Here is a 19,462-nt window from a genome sequence, read left to right as displayed (position 1 = left end):
GGTGCCGGGCTTATTCAGCGTCTGCTGCGTCCTTCTTGGGCTCCTCGTCCTCGCCGTAGTAGCCGCTCTCGGGACGGATATCAATGTTGTAGCCGGTCAGGCGTGCGCACAGGCGGGCGTTCTGACCCTTGTTGCCAATGGCAAGGCTCAGCTGCTGGTCGGGCACGGTGACGCGGCAGGAGCGGGTCTCGCCGGGCAGCAGCTCTACCTTGACCACCTTGGCGGGGCTCAGGGCTGCGGAGATGAACTCCGAGATATCCTCGCTCCACTTGACGATATCGATCTTCTCGCCGCCCAGCTTTTCCACAACAGCGGCCACGCGGGCACCGTGCTCGCCGATGCAGGCGGAAACAGGGTTGACGTTGGGGTCCTTGGACCAGACAGCCATCTTGGTGCGGGCACCGGCTTCGCGGCTGATGGCCTTTACCTCCACAGTGCCGTCAAAGATCTCGGGCACTTCCAGCTCAAACAGGCGCTTGACAAGGCCGGGATGGGTGCGGCTGATCATCACGCGGGGACCGCGCTCGGTGCTGACCACATCCACGATGTAGACCTGCAGGGTCTCGCCCTCGGTGTACACCTCGCCGGGCACCTGCTCGTTGCGGGGCAGAACAGCCTCGCCGCCCTTGCCCAGATCCAGCGCAACGATGCCCTTCTCGGTATCCACGCGGGTAACGGTAGCCTGCACGATATCATGTGCGCGGGACTGGATCTCGCTGAGCTGCTGGTTGCGCTCGGCTTCGCGGATGCCCTGACGGATGACGTGCTTTGCGGTCTGGGCGGCAATGCGGCCAAAATCGCGGGTCTTGAGCGGGGTGATGATGCGGTCGCCCACCTCGTAGCTGCTGCGGATCTTGCGTGCTTCGGTCACACCGATCTCGGCGTGCTCGTCGTACCAGTCCTCGTCTGCCACGATGTCCTGGATCAGTGCCACGTCAAAGCGGCCGGTGTCGGGGTCGATGTCCACCCGGATGTGATCCTCCTCGACCTCATAGTTCTTCTTGACGGCAATGATGATAGCCGCCTTGATCTTTTCGATCAGGTACTCTGCGGTGATGCCGCGCTCATGCTCCAGCATGGAGAGCGCTTCAAAAAAGTCCTTATTCTCTGCTGTCATTTTTCGGGTTCCTCCTATATATTTTGTTCTCTTTTCTCTCTCAGAGACGGTTATTTTCAGTTGAACAGATCCTCGTCGTCGCACAGCTGCACGCCGGAGACTGCATTCACCTCAAAGGTCACAGGGCCGTTTTCGGTCTCCAGCGTCACGGTGCTGCCCTCGCGGCCGGTCAGGATGCCGGACAGTTCCCGCACGCCGTCGGCGTTGGGGCGGATGAGCTTTGCCCGCACCTTCTGACCCTTCAGCACCTCGTAGTGCTCCGGGCGGGTCAGCTTGCGGCCAAGGCCGGGGCTGCCCACTTCCAGATAATAGCTCTGGTCGATGGGGTCCGCTTCGTCCAGAATGGGATCCAGTGCGTGGGACACCTCAGCACAGGTGTCGGTATCCATGGTGCCGTCCCGGTCGATGAGGATGCGAAGATACCAGTCCGGCCCTTCCTTCTCAAAAACCACATCCCACAGGCGCAGACCCATGCCTTCCACCGTGGGACGGACAAGCGCTTCCACTCTCTGCGCGGTGTTGCCGCCAGACTGCTTCGCCATAAAAAACCTCCAAACAAACAAGAAACGCGGACCTTGCGGCCCACGTTTCAGGTTAAACTATATCGTACTACTAGAATATAGCATACTCTTGCGATTTATGCAAGCATTTTCGCAATTTTTTTGCAGTTGCGCGCCCTTTGGGGCTTTTTACAGCACCCAGACGCCGTTCTCGAACAGCTGTACAGTGCGGCCATCGCGGCATTTGCCGGTGATGCGGCTGTCCTCTGCCCCCACCATCACATCCTCGTGCAGGGAGGAGTGGTTCATGCCGCGGGCTGCCAGCTCTTCCTTGGAAAGGCTGGTGCCGCCCACGGTGGTGCCGGGGTAGCTGTCGCCAAAGGCGATGTGGCAGGCGGCGTTCTCGTCAAACAGGGTGTTGTAGAACAGCTTGCCGCTGCGGTTGATGGGGCTGGAAGCAGGCACCAGCGCCACCTCGCCAATGTGGCGTGCGCCCTCGTCGGTGTCCAGCAGCTGACCCAGCAGATCTGCGCCCTCGTCCGCGCCGTGCTCCACTACCTTGCCGTCCTTGAAGGTGACATGGAAGTTTTTGATCAGCTGTCCATTAAAGACGTAGGGCTTTGTGCCGTAAACGATGCCGTCCACCTTATCCTTATGGGGTGCGGTGAACACCTCCTCGGTGGGGATGTTGGGCAGGAAGGGCACGCCCTTCTCGTTTTTGCTGCCGGCGCTCTCCCACACAGCCTGCTCCGCCAGACCCACGGTCAGGTCGGTGCCGTTGGCGCTTTCAAAATGCACGCTTTCCAGATCAAGGGCGTTCATCTTTGCGCCCAGCTCGTTCAGGCGGTCCAGATGCTTCTGCCACTCCCCTACCGGGTCGCCGCCGGTCACACGGCAGGTGTCAAAAATGAGCTTCCACTGTGCTTCAATGGCGGCGGCAGTGTCCAGCTCCGGGAACATCTTCTTTGCCCACGGCTCTGCGGGCAGAGCAGCGATGGACCACTGCACCCGGTCGTTCATGGTGTACTCCCGCCACGGCTGCATAAAGCTGCGGTTCGCGCTGTTCACACGGCTGATCTTAGCGCCGTCCAGCCCGGCAAACAGTTCCGGGTCGTCCGCAATAAGATGCAGCACGCACACGCCGCCCTCGCTCTCGGCGTAGTCCAGATAGCGGCGCAGCTGCCAGCCCTTGTGGTCGGTCAGTGCGTCCTCGCTGCCCAGCTCCATGCGGATGCGGGTAACGGCGTCATCCTGCCAGTTCACCTGCACGTCCCGCGCACCGGCTTCGTAGGCGCTGCGCACGCACAGCCGTGCCAGCGGGGCACCCTCCAGCGGGCAGTTGATGATCAAAGTCTGCCCCGGCTGCGGGTTCACACCCACCCGGACGATAAAATCCGCATACTTTTGCAGTAATTCGTTAAAGTTTTCCACGTCAGAACCTCCTGTGGTGCATAGCCACCGTTGTTTTTTCTCAGTATACCGCGTTCCGGCGTTTCTGTCAACTATGGGCAGAGCTGCCGCTCACCCTTCCGATTCAAAAAAGGCGCGGGTCATCTGTACCACCGTGCCGGAAAGCAGCAGCAATGCAATGAGGTTGGGAATGCTCATCAGGCCGTTGAAGGTGTCGGCGATGCTCCACAGCAGACCAAGGTCCATGGTAGCGCCCAGAATGGCTACCAGAGCATACACCACAAAGAAGGGGCGCGCCACCTTGTTGCTCTTGCACAGGAACACCAGAAAGCGGGAGCCGTACAGACCCCAGCCGATGATGGTGGAAAAGGCAAAGCAGCACAGCGCCACAGCGGTAAAAATGGAAGCCCAGCCGCCATAGGTGGTGGTAAAGCCGGAGATGGTCAGCTCTGCACCGGCCGCTGCGCCGTAGCTGACCGAGGTGCCGCTGCACAGGATAACCAGCGCGGTCAGGGTGCAGATGACGATGGTATCGGCAAACACCTCAAAAATGCCGAACATACCCTGCTTGACCGGCTTTTTGGTGTCGGCGCAGGCATGGGCGATAGAACCGGTGCCAAGACCGGCCTCGTTGGAAAAGATGCCGCGGGAAACACCCTTTTGCATACTGACGAACAGGCTGCCGATGGTGCCGCCGGTAAAGGCAGCGGGGTTGAATGCGCCCGCCACGATGGATTCCAGCACGTAGGGCAGGCGGGAGAAGTTGAGCACCACCACGCCCACCGACAGCACAATGTAGAACAGTGCCATAAAGGGCACCAGCTTCTCGCTTACGCTGCCAATGCGCTTGATGCCGCCCAGCAGCACCAGCGCCACCAGCACCGCCACAAGGATACCCACGATGAGGTTGAGGGTGGGCAGAAAGCTGCCGCCCACCAGCCCGTATTCCAGCAGGGCGGTATCCACTGCTGCCACGATGGTATTCACCTGCGTTGCGTTGCCGGTACCGAACACGGTCAGCACGCCGAACAGCGCGTACAGCACGGCCAGAAACTGCCAGCGGCGGCCAAGGCCGTTTTTAATATAGTACATCGGGCCGCCCACCCACTCGCCGGTATCGCTGCGCTCCCGGAAATGCACGGCCAGCGTCACCTCGGCAAACTTGGTGCACATCCCCAGCAGCGCAGAGCACCACATCCAGAACACGGCACCCGGGCCGCCGATGGCGATAGCGCCCGCCACACCGGCAATGTTGCCGGTGCCCACCGTGCCCGCCAGCGCGGTGCACACCGCCTGAAAGGGGGTCATGGCACCGTCCGAAGCATCCCGCTTGCGGAACATCCGGCCCACGGTGGTGCGGATGGCGTAGGGGAATTTGCGGATCTGCAAAAAGCCCGTGCGGACACTGAGCAGCAGCCCCACGCCAATGATGCATACCATGGCGGGGATGCCCCAGATAAAGCTGTTCACCGCCTGATTGACGGCGGCAATGGTCTCGATCATATACTTCCACATCCTCTGTAATATCTTGCGCACTGACAGTTTTTGTCAAAACACGAAAATTATTTTACCGTACTTTTCCCGTAGTGTCAATGAAAAATAGGGACGTTATGAAACGCCCCTATCAGAAATTCTTATTTTTTATGTGTGACCGCCCGGCGGTAGACGATACCGGAGACCACCGCCGCCAGCACCTCGGTAAGCCAAAAGGCGTGCCATGCGCCGTCTGCGCCCAGCCAGTTACACAGCAGCGCAGCCAGCGGCATGATGAAAACGACATACCGGCACAGGGCGATGACCAGCGATTCTGCGCCCTTGCCCAGCCCCTCCAGTGCACCGGAGACGGTGGTGGAGACTGCCGAGATGACAAAGCCGATGCTGATGATGCGCAGAGCGGTCTGCCCGGCGGCGATGGTCTGGGGATTCTGGGTGAACAGTCCCATCAGCTGCCCGGAAGCAACCTGACAGATGACAGTGCCCGCCGCCATGATGGCAGCGCTCATGAGCAGGGTCAGCTGGAACAGCTTTTTCACCCGGGCGTACTCCCGCGCGCCGTAGTTGTAGCCAATAAGGGGGCGCATGCCCTGCACGAAGCCGTTGGCGGGCAGGTACAAAAAGGTCTGCAATTTATAGTAGATGCCCAGCACCACCACATAGCTCTGAGAAAAGGCCGCCAGCAGCCCGTTGAGGAAGGTGACCAGCAGCGAGGGCAGCGCCAGATTCAGGATGGCCGGAACGCCGATGGCGTACAGTCTGCCGTCCAGCGCCGCGTCCGGGCGCAGACAGCTGCGGCGCAGCCGCACCGGCAGCTCGGTGCGCAGATAGACCACAAGGTAGACCACCACGCTGAGCACCTGACCGATGCCGGTAGCCAGTGCCGCGCCTGCAATGCCCATGGCAGGCACCGGCCCAAGCCCGAAGATGAGCACCGGGTCCAGCAGAATATTGCACACGCAGCCGGTGATCAGGGCGACCATGGACACCTTCATGCGGCCCACCGCCTGAAAGATCTTTTCAAAGGCAAGCGAGACCATGTTCACGACCAAAAACAGGAACACAATGGTAGAGTAGGTGATGCCGGCGGCGATCAGCGTCTCGTCCTGCGTAAAGCGGCGCAGAAAGCCGGGCATGATGGCGATGCTGACCACCATCATCACCACGCCGTGCACAAGGCTGAGCACAAAGCCGTGGGTTGCGGCCGTCTCTGCCTTTTCGCGGTCGCCTGCGCCCAGATACAGCGCGATCATGGCGTTGATGCCGATGCCAAAGCCGATGGCAATGGCGTTGGAAAAGTTCTGGATGGGAAACACCAGACTTAACGCGGTCATGGCGTCCTCGCTGATGCGCGCCACAAACAGGCTGTCCACGATATTGTAGAGGCTGTTCACCAGCATGGAGACCACGTTGGGCAGTGCCATCGAGAGCAGCAGCGGCAGCACCGGCTTCTCCTTCATAAAAGTTTCGTTCATTGAAAAATTTCACCTGCTATCTGTAAAAAGTAAAAATGTGGAAGGCGCAGCACCGGCCTGTAGCCGGTTTCCGGCGCACAAAAAAGCCACACAATGGCCCTTGTGAGGTCATTGTGTGGCGAAAAGTAGCAATGTTGCTGTAAAAATCCACACGGTTTTTATGATCGCGGCAGCTGTCCGCGATATGCAGCCTGCGCATTTGCGGGCTGCAACTCCAGCAGAATACCACATTCTCAGCGGCGTGTCAAGGGGTTTTGGTACAAAAGTATGACTTTTGTAATCACTTGACCATTTTTACAGCAGGCGCTACAATAAGGCAAACCGGCTCTGAGGGAGGGCATTGTATATGAAATGGATGATCGCATCAGACCTGCACGGCTCCTATTATTATGCGCAGCAGCTGCAGCAGGCCTTTGAACGGGAGCAGGCCGACCGCCTGCTCTTTCTGGGAGACCTGCTCTACCACGGCCCCCGCAACGACCTGCCCCGGGATTACGCCCCCAAAAAGGTGATTCCGCTGCTGAACAGCCTTGCGCCCAGGCTGCTGTGTGTGCGCGGCAACTGCGACGCCGAGGTGGACCAGATGGTGCTCAATTTCCCGGTACTGGCAGACTACGCCGTGCTGCCGGTGGGGCAGCGGCTGGTCTACGTTACCCACGGCCATGTGTTCAACCTGAACCATCTGCCGCCCCTTGCCCCGGGGGATATTTTGCTCCACGGTCACACCCATGTGCCCGCATGGACAAACTTCGGGCAGGGGAGCCTTTACCTGAACCCCGGCTCTGTAAGCCTGCCCAAGGAAAACACCGCCCACAGCTACATGACCCTGGAGGGAAGCACCGCCTGTTGGAAGACCATGGAGGGCGCGTGCTACCACCAGCTGCAGTTGTGATAATGTTGTGATATTCCGGTTTTTGCCGGCAAAAGCTGGAAAAAGCTCTTGACGAACCGCCCGAAATGCTGTAAACTAAGTACAACCTTTAAAAATAGAGGGAGCTGTAAGCTTTGTACTGAACGCAGGCGGTGCAAAGTGTAGCAGTAAACCCCATAAGGCATCATAAAAAGACACCGGAGGCTTTGCATCAGCTTCCGGTGTTTTTTTGTGCGCCGCCGGGCTATCTTTTGCAGCGCGGTCATGCTACAATAGAAAGAAAACGTGAATTGCAGGAGGAATTATGGATTTTTACGGAACCATCGGCCCTGCCTGTGCCGATGTAAAGCTTTTGCAGCAGATGGTGGAAGCCGGTATGACCGGCATCCGCATGAACCTTTCTCACGGGCCGCTGGCAGCGCACAAGGACTGGCTGGTGATGCTGCATAAAGCCGGGGTCAAAAAGCTGCTCATTGATCTGCAGGGGCCGGAATTACGCATCGGTCGTCTGCCGCAGCCGCTGTCCCTGACCGCCGGGCAGACCGTGCGTCTGGGCGCGCAGGGCATTCCCTGCCCTGCCGCGCTGGTGCACAGCGTGCAGCCCGGGCAGGAGCTGCTGCTGGATGACGGCAAGCTGCTGGCACGGGTGGACACCGCGGAACCGGATGCGCTCGTGTGTACCGTAATGCGGGGCGGGGTGCTGCAAAGCCGCAAAAGTCTGGCCGCACCGGGGGCAGATATCCAGATGCCCACCCTGACCACCGAGGACAAGGAGAACCTTGCCATCGCCGCCGATTGCGGCGTTACCGGGGTCATGCTGCCCTTTGTACGCGGCGCTGCGGATATCCGCAACCTGCGGCAGGCGCTGGCAGAGGCCGGTGCACCCGGGCTGAAGATTCTTGCCAAAATTGAAAACCTTGCGGGCGTACAGGCGCTGCCGGAGTTTTTGCCGCTGGTGGACGAGGTGGTCATTGCCCGGGGCGACCTTGGCAACGCCATGCCCCTGTGGGAGCTGCCCCGCTGCCAGAAACAGCTTTCTGCTGCCTGCCGGGCAGCCGGGGTACCCTTTATGGTGGTGACCCAGATGCTGGACAGCATGCACACCCGGGCTGTACCCACCCGCGCCGAGGTGAGCGACATCTACAACGCCGTACTGGACGGCGCATCCAGCCTGATGCTCACCGGCGAGACCGCCGTCGGGCAGTACCCGGTGCAGGCCATGGAGTATCTGGTGCGCACCGCCCGCACGGCGATGTGACAGGGGCTGATACAGAATGCCCTCCGCTGCGCTCTGGGCATCATCAGCGGAAAGACTATTTATATTTGCCAATCGGGAAAATCTGCGGATTTTCCCGATTGGCCTTTTCACGGAAGGGTCTTAGCGGAAGATATTTTTCCGCAAAAAACGGCAAAGGGATAGCATCTTTTGTCTGCTTCCTGTATAATACAGGTAAAATCAACTGAAGTCAGAAAGGTTTATCGTTTATGGGCATCGTAGTCATCGGAGCTGTTTTTGTGGATATCAAGGGCTATCCCCTTTCCACCTATATCCCCGGCGGGCGCAACGCCGGACGCATCGAGCAGGTACACGGCGGTGTGAGCCGCAACGTGGTGGAGGATATCGCCAACGTAGAGCTGCGTCCCACCTTTGTGGGTCTGGTGGATGACACCGGCATGGGACAGGACGTCATCGACAAGCTGGCAAGGCACAAGGTCAACACCCGCTTTATCCAGAAAAAGCCGGACGGCATGGGCACATGGCTGGCCATTTTTGACAACGACGGCGATGTGCACGCCGCCATCTCCAAGCGGCCAGACACCACCCCGCTGACCGGCCTTCTGCAAGAACAGGGCGACGAGATCTTTGCAGACTGTGATTCCATTGCACTGGAGCTGGACCTTGAAAAAGAAACGGTGAAGCAGACCCTGCGCTATGCCAAAAAGTACGGCAAAAAGGTGTTTGCCGTGGTCTCCAACATGAGCATTGCCATGGAGCGGCGGGATTTTTTGCAGCAGATCGATTGTTTCGTCTGCAACCAGCAGGAGGCCGGGCTGCTGTTCTCGGACGACTACGACCACCTCTCCCCGGACGAGATGTGCCGGGTGCTCACGGGCAACGTGCGCAGCGCCAACATTCCCAGCATGGTGGTGACCATGGGCGGGCAGGGCGCGGTATATGCCTGTGCAGACGGCAGCTGCGGCATCGTGCCCGCCAAAAAGGTGGATGTCATGGACACCACCGGCGCGGGGGACGCCTTCTTTGCCGGCACGGTCATCGGCCTGACCTACGGCAAAACGCTGGCAGAATCCTGCGAGATCGGCAGCCGTCTTGCTGCTTCGGTCATCTGCATCACCGAGAACGTCTGTCCCCGCTTCCGCCCGCAGGAGTTCGGGCTGGACGTACCGGTGGTGGACTGACGATTTAAACGGTTGAATTTTTGCGCAAAACCGCATTTTCCCCCTTGACAGAAGCGGCAGTTTCTGGTATCAATAAAAATGATAAAGGGGAGTAAAGGGCAGCCCGCCGGTCAAGGCTTTTTTCCGGCAGGCCGCTGCATGGCAGCGTCATCACGGCAGCAATGCCCGATGTCATGTGTTCGCTTGAGACTTTTGTCACAGATCTTACGCTGTGGCAAGGGTCTCTTTTTTTCTTGCCGCAGCATCAAAACAAAAGGAGGCAGAAAAACAATATGAATTTCTGGAACACATTCGCCGCGCTCTTTTCAAACTTCGGGGCGCTGACATGGCAGATGGTGGTCATGTGGGGCATCGGTGCCCTGCTCATTTACCTTGCCATCGTCAAAAAGATGGAGCCCAGTCTGCTGCTGCCCATGGGGTTCGGTGCCATTCTGGTCAACCTTCCCGCATCCGGTGCCATCACGCAGGGAGACACCGTTGGCCCCATCTCTGCCCTGTTCGAGGCAGGTATGTCCAACGAGCTGTTCCCGCTGCTGCTGTTCATCGGCATCGGTGCCATGATCGATTTTGGCCCGCTGCTGGAAAAGCCGTGGCTCATGCTGTTTGGCGCAGCGGCACAGTTCGGCATCTTTTTCACCCTGTTTCTGGCCGGGTTCTTCTTTGATATGAAGGACGCCGCGTCCATTGCGGTCATCGGCGCAGCGGACGGCCCCACCGCCATTTTTGTGGCAAACACCCTGAAATCCCAGTATCTGGGCGCTATTATGGTGGCAGCTTACAGCTACATGGCGCTGGTGCCCATCGTGCAGCCGCCGGTCATCCGTCTGCTGACCACCCAGAAGGAACGCCGCATCCGTATGCCCTACGAAAAAGGCAATGTCACCCAGCTGACCAAGATCCTGTTCCCTGTTGTGGTCACGGTGGTCGCCGGTCTGGTAGCCCCGGCCAGCGTGGCGCTGGTGGGCTTTTTGATGTTCGGCAACCTGCTGCGGGAATGCGGGGTGCTGAACTCCCTGAGCGAGACCGCCCAGAACGTACTGGCAAACCTCATCACCCTGCTGCTGGGTCTGACCGTAGCCGGGCAGATGACCGCCGACAAGTTTGTCCGGCCGGACACTTTGCTTATCATGGCGCTGGGTCTTGTAGCCTTTATCTTTGATACCGCTGGCGGCGTGCTGTTCGCCAAGCTGGTGAACCTCTTCCTGCCCGAGGGCAAAAAGCTGAACCCCATGATCGGCGCGGCAGGCATTTCGGCCTTCCCCATGAGCGGACGTGTGGTCAACAAGATGGGTCTGGCCGAGGACAACCAGAATTTCCTGCTGATGTACTCCATCAGCGTCAACGTTTCCGGGCAGATCGCATCCGTCCTTGCCGGCGGACTGATCCTTTCCCTGATGGCTTAACGGAGGTGCCTTTATGCTTCATCTTTCTTCCTGGATGACCACTCTGCCCATGATGCTCATCGGCATGACCGGTATCCTGCTGGTCATCGGCTTTCTCGTGCTGGTGGTGATGGCGCTGAACTGCCTCACCCGCCGCAAGTAAAAGAAAAAAATAGGATAAGCAAGCCGCCTGGGAGGATCTGCGGATCTTCCCTGGCGGCTTTTTTCACAGGCGCAGACGGCGCTGCTTTTGCCGGATTCATCCCCGGGCGTCCTGCCGGGTGGTGTGGAAGTACTCCTTGGGGGTCATACCGTACTCCTTTTTAAAGGCGCGGAAAAAGTGGTTGTAGCCGCCAAAGCCGCTGGTCTTGTACACCTCGGTAATGGGCAGCCCCTGCTCGATGAGGGTGCAGCAGCGGTCTAACCGCGCCTTTACGATATAGCGGTGCACCGTCTGCCCGGTCTGGCGTTTGAATTCCCGGGCAATATGTTCCCGGGAGACGAAAAACTCCTTTTCCAGCCGCTCCAGCGTCAGTTCCTCGGTAAGGTGCGCCTGAATAAACAAAAACACCTCGTCCAGCATCAGGTGGTGGCGGCTGACCGATGCGGTGTGGAACTCTGCATGGATGCAGGCACGCAGCGCCAGCACCACGAACATTTGCAGAATACCGTGCTCGAACACCGCTGCACCGAACTGGGTGCGCTCCTGCGAGAGCATCAGCATCTTCCGGGCAAGGTTTTTCAGCAGCATATAGATCTGGCTGTCCGGGCGCACAGCCACCTGCCGGAAGGGCACCACGTTGAAGCTTTTTTCAAGGTCGGTGTCCGCGTCCGAAAGCTGCGCCAGCGTCTGGGGAGACAGCTGCACCCGAATAAGTTCCAGCGGGCCGTAAGCACCGGCGTATTCCAGCCTGCCGCCCTGACCGGGCTTGAAGATGATGAGGTTCTGCTGCTGTGCGGGCAGCACCACCTCACTGCACCGGAATACGCCGCTGCCCCGCATGACCAGAAACAAATCATAATACGCGCCGGAATAAAATTCCCGGACGGCGCTCTGCTCGAAAAAATAACGCTTGACTGTATAGTTCACCAAAAAAACCTCCGTGAAACTGTCATGTGTAACAGATTGTTGTACACAACAGAAAAGTACAACTGTTATAATTGCATAATACATCAATTTACGATAGTTTTCAATCATTTTTTGGATATGTATTGATGGAAATTTAACGTATAATGCAAGTGTAGAAAAGAGACTTGTGCGAAAAGTCTCTTGGTTTCACTGTTTTTAAGGAGGATAAAATACAATGGACCAGAAAAAGACCGTCCGACCCTTCTCCATGAAGGACAAGATCGGCTATACACTGGGCGATTTGGGCTGCTGCTTCACCGAGCAGTACCGCGCCATGTATCTGTCGATCTTCTACACCCTGATCCTGCAGGTCAACCCCTTCCACGTGGGTATCCTGCTGCTGATCACCAAGATCTGGGACGCCGTGAATGACCCCATCATCGGTGCCTTGGTGGACTCCCGCAAGGCCACCAAGGGCGGCAAGTTCATCCCGTGGATCCGCGCCTTCTCCTTCCCCATGGCAGTGCTGTGCGTGCTGGGCTTTGTCAATGTGGGCAATATCAACTACGGCCTGCGTCTGGCCTACATGTTCGTCACCTACGTTCTGTACGAGGCACTGTACACCTGCGTCAACGTGCCCTTCGGCACCCTGTCCAGCGTGATGACCGATGATGTCAGCCAGCGCACCGCACTGTCCCGCTACCGCAGCCTTGGCGGCTCCATCTTCATGACCGTCATGGTCATGATCGGCCCCCTGTTCCTGTATGTGGACAACAAGCCCGTGGCTGGCCGCTTCCTGATGCTGGCCTGCATCTGCGCTCTGCTGGGCCTGCTGTGCCTGCAGATCACCTGCGTATGGTGCAAGGAGCGCGTGGAAGTGCCCGAGCGTCCGCAGGGCGAAAAGCTGAACTACCTGCACGTGCTCAAGGAGATCTCTCACAACAAGGCTCTGCTGGGCGTTATGTTCTTCAGCCTGACCGGCATGATCGGTGCTTCCGTGGTCAACGGTCTGAACACCTACCTGTATAAGGACTTCTTCGGCAACGTTAAAATTCAGGCTGTCTCCGGTATGCTGAGCGTGCTGTACGCCGTGCTGTCCTTTGCCATCACCCAGCCTCTTGCCAACAAGTTCGGCAAGAAGGAGTGGTGCTGCATGGGCGCAGGCTTTGCCGCCATCGTGTTCGGCATCCTGTTCTTCTTCCCCGTCCACAACCCCGTGGCCTTCATCGTCATCAACGGTATCTGCTATCTGGGTGCTTCCGGCATGCAGGTGCTGATCTGGGCTATGGTCAACGACGCCATCGACTACCACGAGCTGCAGACCGGCGAGCGCAACGAGGGCATCGTCTACTCCACCTACTCCTTCTTCCGCAAGCTTGCAAGCGCCATTTCCGGCAGCCTGTCCAGCTTTGTGCTGGGTGCCATCGGCTATAACGTTACCGCTGGCGCTGTGCAGACCGCAGGCGTTGTAAACGCTATCTGGAAGAGTTACACCGGCGTCTACTTCCTGGGCTACGGCATTGCAGTTGCCATCCTGTTCTTCGTCTACCCCCTGACCAAGCAGAAGACTGCCGAGATGCTGACCGAGCTGAAAGCTCGCCGCGCCGCAAAGGAGAGCAAGTAAACCATGAAGATTTTACAGGTCCAGTTTAAAAACCGCAATGGCCACACCCTGCGCGGCATCGTGACCCTGCCCGACACCGAGGGCAAGGTACCCTTTGTGGTGCATCTGCACGGCTTTGCCGGCAGCTGCAGCGGCTACAAGTCCATGTACACTCATCTGTCCCGCGCTCTGGCAGCGCAGGGCATCGGCAGCGCCCGGTTCGATTTCTACGGCAACGGCGAGAGCGACGGCGAGTTCGAAGATATGAGCTTTGACGGCCTGCACACCGATGCACAGGATATCTTTGCATGGGCAGCTGAGCAGCCCTATGTGGACAGCGAAAAGCTGTTCCTCTCCGGCCAGAGCATGGGCGGCTACATTGCCGCTTCCTGCGCACCGGTCATCCAGCCCCACGGCCTGATCCTGCTGTGCCCGGGCGCCGGGATGTGGTTCGGCTGCGCACAGCGTGCCGACGGTGTTGTGCAGACCGGCAAGGACTACACCGACATGGAGGGTCTGTGCTACAAGATGGCCTTTAACTACGAGATGGCCAAGCACCCCGATCCCTTTACCGAGGCCAAGGGCTACAACGGCCCGGTGCTGCTGCTGCGCGCCGACGATGACCGTCTGGTGGACGAGGGCACCTGCAGCCGTTACGCACAGGTGTACACCGCACCCGAGGTGGACACCATTGCGGGCGGCGGCCACAACTTTGCCACGCTGGCAGCCCGTGCCACCGTGGAGAAAAAGACCGCAGCATTCATCAAAGCAAATCTGTAAAGCAAAGCGTATCTGCAAGGAGGCTTTTGTATGGAAAACGTAATTCTGCAGCCCATCGAGGTGGGCGGACAGACCTTTAAAAACCGCATCATGTTCCCCCCGCTGACCACCGGCTACGAGAAAAACGGCATGATCAGCGAGCAGGACATGGGCTTCTACACCCGTCTGGCAAAGGGCGGCGTGGGCTACATCGTTATGGGCGATGTTGCGCCCATCAACAGCTTTTCTCCCACCCCCAAGCTGTTTGACGACAGCCAGATCCCTGCCTTCAAGGCACTGGCCGACAGCGTACACGCCTACGGCACCAAGCTGGGCGTCCAGATCTTCCACCCGGAGTACGATGTGGACGCCATCAACAGCCTGTTTATGCAGAAGAAGTTTGACGAGATGCGTCAGCGCCTGCATCACGACATGATGTTCTTTACCGATGAGGCCAGCGAGGAGATGCTGATGTCCATCATCGATAAGATGTGCGCCTGCGCAGTGCGCGCCCAGAAGGCCGGTGTGGACGTCATCCAGATCCACGGCGACCGCCTGAACGGCTGCCTGTGCTCCACCCGCATGAACCACCGCACCGATAAGTTCGGCGGCAGCCTGGAGAACCGCGTCCGCTTTGCCCGCATGCTGACCCGCGCCATCCGCAAGGCTGTGCCGGATATGGTCATCGACTACAAGCTGTCCATCGTCACCCCGCAGCGCGGCAAGGGCGGTATTGACGAAGCCGACGCCGTGCAGTTTGCCCAGTGGCTGGTAGAGGACGGCGTGGATATGTTCCACGTTGCCCAGGCCAACCACACCGGCAACATGGCCGACACCATTCCTCCCATGGGCGTACAGCCCTACGGCTTCTTTGTCAAGATCGCCGGGGACATCAAAAAGGCTGTCAATGTACCGGTCAGCGCCGTGGGTCGTATCGTGGACGCCGACATGGCTGCACGCGTCATCGAGAGCGGCATGGCCGACATAGTTGCCATGGGTCGCCCGCTGCTGGCAGACCCCGACTGGGGCACCAAGATCGCTGCCGGGAAGGCCTGCGATATCCGACGCTGCATCAGCTGCAACAAGGGCTGCACCGATGCCATCCAGAACCGCCAGTTCCTCTCCTGCGTGCTGAACGCGGAGAACGGCTACGAGAACACCCGCAGCATCCAGCCCGCAGCGCAGAAAAAGAAGATTGCCGTCCTCGGCGGCGGCCCTGCCGGTCTGGAAGCAGCCCGTGTGGCAGCGCTGCGCGGCCATGACGTGACCCTGTTTGAAAAGACCACCACTCTGGGCGGTCAGCTGAACATTGCCTGCGTGCCTCCCCGCAAGGAGGAGATGCGCCGTGCCGCACAGGATCTGATCCACGCAGTCTGCAACGCCGGTGTGCACCTGTGCATGGGTCAGACCCGCACCGCAGAGCAGCTGAAGGATGCCGGCTTCGAGGCTGTCATCAACGCTGTGGGCGCACACAGCGCCGCACCCCGCATCCCCGGCATCGACAGCGTGAACGTTGCCGACGCGTGGAAGGTGCTGGCCGGTGAGCAGCAGGTGTACGGCACGGTTGCCGTCATCGGCGGCGGCATGGTAGGCTGCGAGACCGCAGAGTATCTGGCTGCCCGCGGCTGCAAGGTGTCCGTTATCGAGATGATGGACAAGATCGCCGCAGGCGAGAGCACCACCATTCTGCCCACCCTGCTGGAAAACTACAAGACCTACGGCGTGGAGCAGTACCCCAGCCACAAGGTCAAGGAGTTCCGCATGGACGCCGTCGTCTGCGAGAACAAGGACGGCGCAGAGGTGACCATCCCCTGCGATTACATTGTGCTGGCCATGGGCGCACGCTCCAACGAATTTGACGCTGCTGCGCTGGAGGCTGCCAGCATCCCGGTGTATTCCATCGGCGATGCCGCTGGTAAGGCTGCGGATATCTCCAACGCCATCCGCACCGGCTACGATACCGCCTGCCAGCTGTAAAACAATAATATCGTTCTATTTGTGGGTCAGAAACGCCTGTGGGCGCTTCTGACCCACTTTTTTACCCTCTCAGGCGCTCCCGCGCCAGCTTCCCCGAAGGGGGTAGCCAAGGTTTAAAGCCCGTTGCTAAAGTATTAGGCGCAATGAGAAAGCTTCCGATGGTGCTCTTGCCTCTCCCTTTGGGAGAGGTGGCATCGCGCAGCGATGACGGAGAGGGCGCACGCCGCTGAACTCCCCCAGTCGCCTATGGCGACAGATTCCCCTTTTTGTCACCTGCGGCGACATCTTCCCCCGGCCGGGGGAAGTCGTCCTCTGAGATGGGGCCTTTGGCATGACGGTATAGTTTCCGGCTAAAGCGCAAAGCTTGCGGGCGCGTCAGAGGCTCCCTCCTAGAGGGAGCTGGCAAAGCTGTCAGGCTTTGACTGAGGGAGTTCGTTCCAAACCCTTCCCGTGAAAATGGAATACCGGAGCGTCCGCAGACGCTCCGGTATTCCGAAATTATAAAATAATTTTTCCGCTGAATATGGCCAGAGTGCAACGACGACGACCGCCGCCAGTGGCGGAAACAGGGAGGAGTTGTTGGGGCAGCGGCCAGCAAAACGCAAGTGCCGCCCAAGGCACGATGCGGATGCTGGGTGCCGCAACCCGATGGCGGCGGCCACTCCAAATCGTCCCACATAAAAAGGCTGCTGCACAGTGCTTTGTGCAGCAGCCTTAAATATTTTACGTTTACAACAGATCAGATGCTGAACTGCACGGCGCAGAAAGCGGCATAGATGCACAGCAGTGCAATGCCCTGCGGGCGGCTCAGCTTGCCCTTGATCAGAGCGGGCACGGTGAGCAGCAGCATCACGGCAAACATGACCGGGATATCCATCACCAGCGAGGCGTTCATACCTGCGATGGTGGAGTTCTGCGGGATGCTGAAGGGTGCCAGCGTAACGGACACGCCGCTGACCAGCACCAGATTGAACACGTTTGCACCGATGACGTTGCCCAGCGACAGCGCGCCGTGGCCCTTAGCCAGCGAGGTGATGGCAGTGACCAGCTCCGGCAGCGAGGTGCCCAGTGCCACAAAGGTCAGCGCAATGACCGACTCCGGCACGCCCAGTGCCTGCGCGATGAGGGTGCCGTTGTCCACCAGCAGGTCAGCGCCCACAGCAATGAGCACTGCGCCGATGGCCAGCAGCCCCAGCTCCTTGGCGAAGGGGCCTTCCTCAGCCTGCTCCTCCTCTTCCGGGGCGGGGGTGTTTTTCATAGCCAGCACGTTGCACACGATGTAAGCCACGAACATGGCCAGCAGGATCAGACCTACCGGGCGGGTGAAGGAGCCGGTGGTGTAGGCCACACCGGCATAGAAAGCGGCAGCCACAAAGAAGAAGGCCACCGGGGTGCGCAGGCTCTTGGGGTCAACCTTGCCCGGGCGCACCGCAATGGTGATGGCGGCGATCAGTGCAGAATTGCAGATGACCGAGCCGATGGCGTTGCCGTAGGCGATCTCGCCGTGACCGGTGAGGGCAGAGGTGGTGGACACCATGACCTCCGGCAGGGTGGTACCGATGGACACCACCGTGGCACCGATGAGCAGCTCCGGCACATGGAAGCGGCGGGCGATGCCGGTGGCACCGTCCACAAACCAGTCGCCGCCCTTGATCAGGCACAGCAGACCCACGATAAACAACAGAACAGGGATCAGCATAGTATTTCTCCTTTTTTTAAATGATGGCAGCAGAGGCACAAAAAAAGACCTTTATCACATCTTGCCCGGAACGGGGAAATGTGATAAAAGTCTCAAGCATCCGGTGCTGCATCGGGCATTTCTGCCGGGACTGTCGCTGCAGCACAGCGCACCCGTTTTTCAACCAAGGTACGCCCCTTACTCCCTTTTATCCAGAGAATATTATACCTGTTTTCCGGCAAAAGCGCAAGGGGAAATATGGGATTTATTCTGCCTTGATCACTTTTTTGGCGTTGGGGTAAATGCGCTCCATGCGGGCATTGTCGAAATGCTCATCAAGGAACACTTCCAGCTGTCCGTTGGGCGCTTCGCCGCTGGTGCGGGCATCGTACCGCGCCAATGCCAGCGCGCTGGTAAGCATATTCACCGCCATGAACACCGCCAGCATTGCTGTCATCCACGGACGGATATGGCTGCGCACCTTTTTCATCAGCTTCAGCACCAACGGATAGCCGTAGCGCATCCATAGCACCGCCGCAATGCCCCAGAAAAAGCAGTACAGCAGGTTGATGCGCCCGCCCAGATTGAACTTGAACTTGCTGTAATCCCAGAACACGGTGCCGAACAGCAGCTCGGTAACGGCGCTGCACACATATTCATATACGCCGCCCAGCACCGTGCCGAAGGCGAAGAGATAGCGGTCGCTTTTTTCCTGATTCTGCCGCAGCAGCACGGTAGCCATAGCCAGCGCCAGACCCCACACCACGCTGAAAGGCCCCCACACCAGACTGGAGCGGCTCATCCATACCCCAGCGGTCAGGCGGCAGAACACGGTCTCCACCATATCGCCCAGAAACGCCCCGATGACGAACAGCCACAGCAGGTCTGCCGCGCTGAGGAAGTCGGCCTGCCCCTTCTGCACCGCCGTGGGCTGCTGCCGGGCGGCCTCCGGGTAGGCGCGCTGGATACGCTTTTCCACATACACGGCAATGCGGCGGCGCAAGGTGTCGGAGCGCGCCTCCAGTTTCTGGTTCAGCTGTTCCAGCACCGGGTGCTGCGCCGCATACCGCCCCACCAGAACCGCCGAGCCCAGCTGGTCCAGCGCCGCGATGCCCAGCGCAGCCCACACCAGCGGATGCAGCAGCCAGTCCGGCACAAGGGCGCACAGACGCAACAGCAGCCCGTTGCCCCAAAGCACGGTCACCATGCCCAGCGCGCCCCACAGCACCGAGTACTGCAGGCAGACGTAGCCATTCAGGTTGAACTTTTTATCGGAGTAATCCCACCATTTGCGATTGTGCAGCCGCTCCAGCAGCTTTGCCGTGAGCCACTCCACCACGGTAGCCGTAAGCATACAGGCCACAAACAGCACCACCGGCTTTGTGCGCATATCTGCAAAGCCCACTGCCATCAGGATGGCCGTGGTGCCGTACACAAAGCAGAACGGCCCCGCCGCCATGCCGCGGTTTGCAAACCGCTTGCCCCGGAAGGTAGCCACCACGGTCTCCCCTACCCACCCAAGGAAGGAATAGACCAAATACAGCACGCCCAGCGTATAGAAGTTCAGTGTCATCGCGCTTTCCTCGCCTTCTGTTTTTATGCTCTGATTGTACTCGCTTGCGCCGATTTATACAAGAGGACAGCAGAAAAATGTTACAATTGGCGCGGGATTTCATTTTACGAACGCATCATTCCGCTAAAAAAGCCGC

16 protein-coding genes are annotated in these 19,462 nt (G+C 59.1%); 8 read left to right on the top strand and 8 right to left on the bottom strand.

The genetic code is table 11. From position 1 onward, the window contains the following. Positions 1-10: 10 nt before the first annotated feature. The 5 genes from nusA to MTP43_RS05455 form a co-directional block, all read right to left on the bottom strand. Complete coding sequence (gene nusA, locus MTP43_RS05475; protein ID WP_097779910.1) at positions 11-1,117, bottom strand: transcription termination factor NusA; 1,107 nt, start codon at positions 1,115-1,117, stop codon at positions 11-13. Between the two features lie 56 nt (positions 1,118-1,173). Beyond that, positions 1,174-1,659 (bottom strand): ribosome maturation factor RimP, encoded by a 486-nt coding sequence (gene rimP, locus MTP43_RS05470; RefSeq protein ID WP_112090229.1) that lies wholly within the window; start codon positions 1,657-1,659, stop codon positions 1,174-1,176. A gap of 147 nt (positions 1,660-1,806) precedes the next feature. Continuing rightward, positions 1,807-3,048, bottom strand: coding sequence for an aminopeptidase (locus MTP43_RS05465; RefSeq protein WP_249235148.1), 1,242 nt, complete (start codon positions 3,046-3,048; stop codon positions 1,807-1,809). A gap of 90 nt (positions 3,049-3,138) precedes the next feature. Continuing rightward, positions 3,139-4,530: an alanine/glycine:cation symporter family protein gene (locus tag MTP43_RS05460; protein WP_112090227.1), complete on the bottom strand. Its 1,392-nt coding sequence runs from the start codon at positions 4,528-4,530 to the stop codon at positions 3,139-3,141. 131 nt (positions 4,531-4,661) lie between these two features. Next, positions 4,662-5,996: an MATE family efflux transporter gene (locus MTP43_RS05455; RefSeq protein WP_117526521.1), complete on the bottom strand. Its 1,335-nt coding sequence runs from the start codon at positions 5,994-5,996 to the stop codon at positions 4,662-4,664. Positions 5,997-6,342: 346 nt separating this feature from the next. On the opposite strand from MTP43_RS05455, the gene yfcE reads away from it, so the two are divergent. From yfcE to MTP43_RS05430, 5 genes are all read left to right on the top strand, one after another. After that, a complete protein-coding gene (gene yfcE / locus MTP43_RS05450; RefSeq protein WP_113621272.1) occupies positions 6,343-6,888 on the top strand; it encodes a phosphodiesterase in 546 nt (181 codons plus the stop codon). A 283-nt stretch (positions 6,889-7,171) separates the two neighbouring features. Next, positions 7,172-8,125: a pyruvate kinase gene (gene pyk / locus MTP43_RS05445; RefSeq protein WP_113621273.1), complete on the top strand. Its 954-nt coding sequence runs from the start codon at positions 7,172-7,174 to the stop codon at positions 8,123-8,125. A gap of 227 nt (positions 8,126-8,352) precedes the next feature. After that, positions 8,353-9,285, top strand: coding sequence for a carbohydrate kinase family protein (locus MTP43_RS05440; protein ID WP_113621274.1), 933 nt, complete (start codon positions 8,353-8,355; stop codon positions 9,283-9,285). Between the two features lie 272 nt (positions 9,286-9,557). Then, a complete protein-coding gene (locus MTP43_RS05435) occupies positions 9,558-10,688 on the top strand; it encodes a sodium ion-translocating decarboxylase subunit beta (RefSeq protein ID WP_005922357.1) in 1,131 nt (376 codons plus the stop codon). A gap of 13 nt (positions 10,689-10,701) precedes the next feature. Beyond that, on the top strand, positions 10,702-10,830 hold the full coding sequence (locus tag MTP43_RS05430) for a hypothetical protein (RefSeq protein WP_015538181.1): 129 nt from the start codon (positions 10,702-10,704) through the stop codon (positions 10,828-10,830). Between the two features lie 96 nt (positions 10,831-10,926). Here the strand turns inward: MTP43_RS05430 and MTP43_RS05425 are convergent, their stop codons facing one another. Continuing rightward, a complete protein-coding gene (locus MTP43_RS05425; protein ID WP_238057066.1) occupies positions 10,927-11,757 on the bottom strand; it encodes a helix-turn-helix domain-containing protein in 831 nt (276 codons plus the stop codon). Between the two features lie 214 nt (positions 11,758-11,971). On the opposite strand from MTP43_RS05425, the gene MTP43_RS05420 reads away from it, so the two are divergent. Genes MTP43_RS05420 through bilR form a run of 3 tightly spaced genes read left to right on the top strand, consistent with a single transcriptional unit; the run spans position 11,972 to position 16,075 of the window. Then, on the top strand, positions 11,972-13,360 hold the full coding sequence (locus MTP43_RS05420; protein ID WP_113621276.1) for an MFS transporter: 1,389 nt from the start codon (positions 11,972-11,974) through the stop codon (positions 13,358-13,360). A 3-nt stretch (positions 13,361-13,363) separates the two neighbouring features. Beyond that, on the top strand, positions 13,364-14,119 hold the full coding sequence (locus MTP43_RS05415) for an alpha/beta hydrolase family protein (RefSeq protein WP_005922367.1): 756 nt from the start codon (positions 13,364-13,366) through the stop codon (positions 14,117-14,119). Positions 14,120-14,149: 30 nt separating this feature from the next. Next, on the top strand, positions 14,150-16,075 hold the full coding sequence (gene bilR, locus MTP43_RS05410) for a bilirubin reductase, long form (RefSeq protein WP_097786020.1): 1,926 nt from the start codon (positions 14,150-14,152) through the stop codon (positions 16,073-16,075). 739 nt (positions 16,076-16,814) lie between these two features. Here bilR and MTP43_RS05405 read toward each other — a convergent pair. Beyond that, the gene (locus MTP43_RS05405) at positions 16,815-17,774 is read right to left on the bottom strand and encodes a calcium/sodium antiporter (protein ID WP_113621277.1); all 960 of its coding nucleotides are present in this window, start codon (positions 17,772-17,774) and stop codon (positions 16,815-16,817) included. Between the two features lie 244 nt (positions 17,775-18,018). Further along, positions 18,019-19,326 carry a putative ABC transporter permease gene (locus MTP43_RS05400; RefSeq protein WP_117526531.1) on the bottom strand — a complete coding sequence of 436 codons (1,308 nt, stop codon included), beginning with the start codon at positions 19,324-19,326 and terminating at the stop codon, positions 18,019-18,021. Positions 19,327-19,462 lie beyond the last annotated feature (136 nt).

The sequence above is a fragment of the Faecalibacterium sp. IP-1-18 genome (genome assembly GCF_023347355.1).
Taxonomy (GTDB): Bacteria; Bacillota; Clostridia; order Oscillospirales; family Ruminococcaceae; genus Faecalibacterium; species Faecalibacterium prausnitzii.
The sequence above is the reverse complement of the archived record's forward strand: the minus strand, read 5'-3'. Positions and strand labels throughout refer to the sequence as shown.

Bases quoted from the DNA above. Each gene is read 5' to 3' on its own strand.
- MTP43_RS05460 (WP_112090227.1), bottom strand. From the start codon at position 4,530: ATGATCGAGACCATTGCCGCCGTCAATCAGGCGGTGAACAGCTTTATC.
- MTP43_RS05435 (WP_005922357.1), top strand. From the start codon at position 9,558: ATGAATTTCTGGAACACATTCGCCGCGCTCTTTTCAAACTTCGGGGCG.
- MTP43_RS05415 (WP_005922367.1), top strand. From the start codon at position 13,364: ATGAAGATTTTACAGGTCCAGTTTAAAAACCGCAATGGCCACACCCTG.
- nusA (WP_097779910.1), bottom strand. From the start codon at position 1,117: ATGACAGCAGAGAATAAGGACTTTTTTGAAGCGCTCTCCATGCTGGAG.
- pyk (WP_113621273.1), top strand. From the start codon at position 7,172: ATGGATTTTTACGGAACCATCGGCCCTGCCTGTGCCGATGTAAAGCTT.
- MTP43_RS05430 (WP_015538181.1), top strand. From the start codon at position 10,702: ATGCTTCATCTTTCTTCCTGGATGACCACTCTGCCCATGATGCTCATC.
- MTP43_RS05440 (WP_113621274.1), top strand. From the start codon at position 8,353: ATGGGCATCGTAGTCATCGGAGCTGTTTTTGTGGATATCAAGGGCTAT.
- MTP43_RS05400 (WP_117526531.1), bottom strand. From the start codon at position 19,326: ATGACACTGAACTTCTATACGCTGGGCGTGCTGTATTTGGTCTATTCC.
- bilR (WP_097786020.1), top strand. From the start codon at position 14,150: ATGGAAAACGTAATTCTGCAGCCCATCGAGGTGGGCGGACAGACCTTT.
- MTP43_RS05420 (WP_113621276.1), top strand. From the start codon at position 11,972: ATGGACCAGAAAAAGACCGTCCGACCCTTCTCCATGAAGGACAAGATC.
- yfcE (WP_113621272.1), top strand. From the start codon at position 6,343: ATGAAATGGATGATCGCATCAGACCTGCACGGCTCCTATTATTATGCG.
- rimP (WP_112090229.1), bottom strand. From the start codon at position 1,659: ATGGCGAAGCAGTCTGGCGGCAACACCGCGCAGAGAGTGGAAGCGCTT.
- MTP43_RS05455 (WP_117526521.1), bottom strand. From the start codon at position 5,996: ATGAACGAAACTTTTATGAAGGAGAAGCCGGTGCTGCCGCTGCTGCTC.
- MTP43_RS05405 (WP_113621277.1), bottom strand. From the start codon at position 17,774: ATGCTGATCCCTGTTCTGTTGTTTATCGTGGGTCTGCTGTGCCTGATC.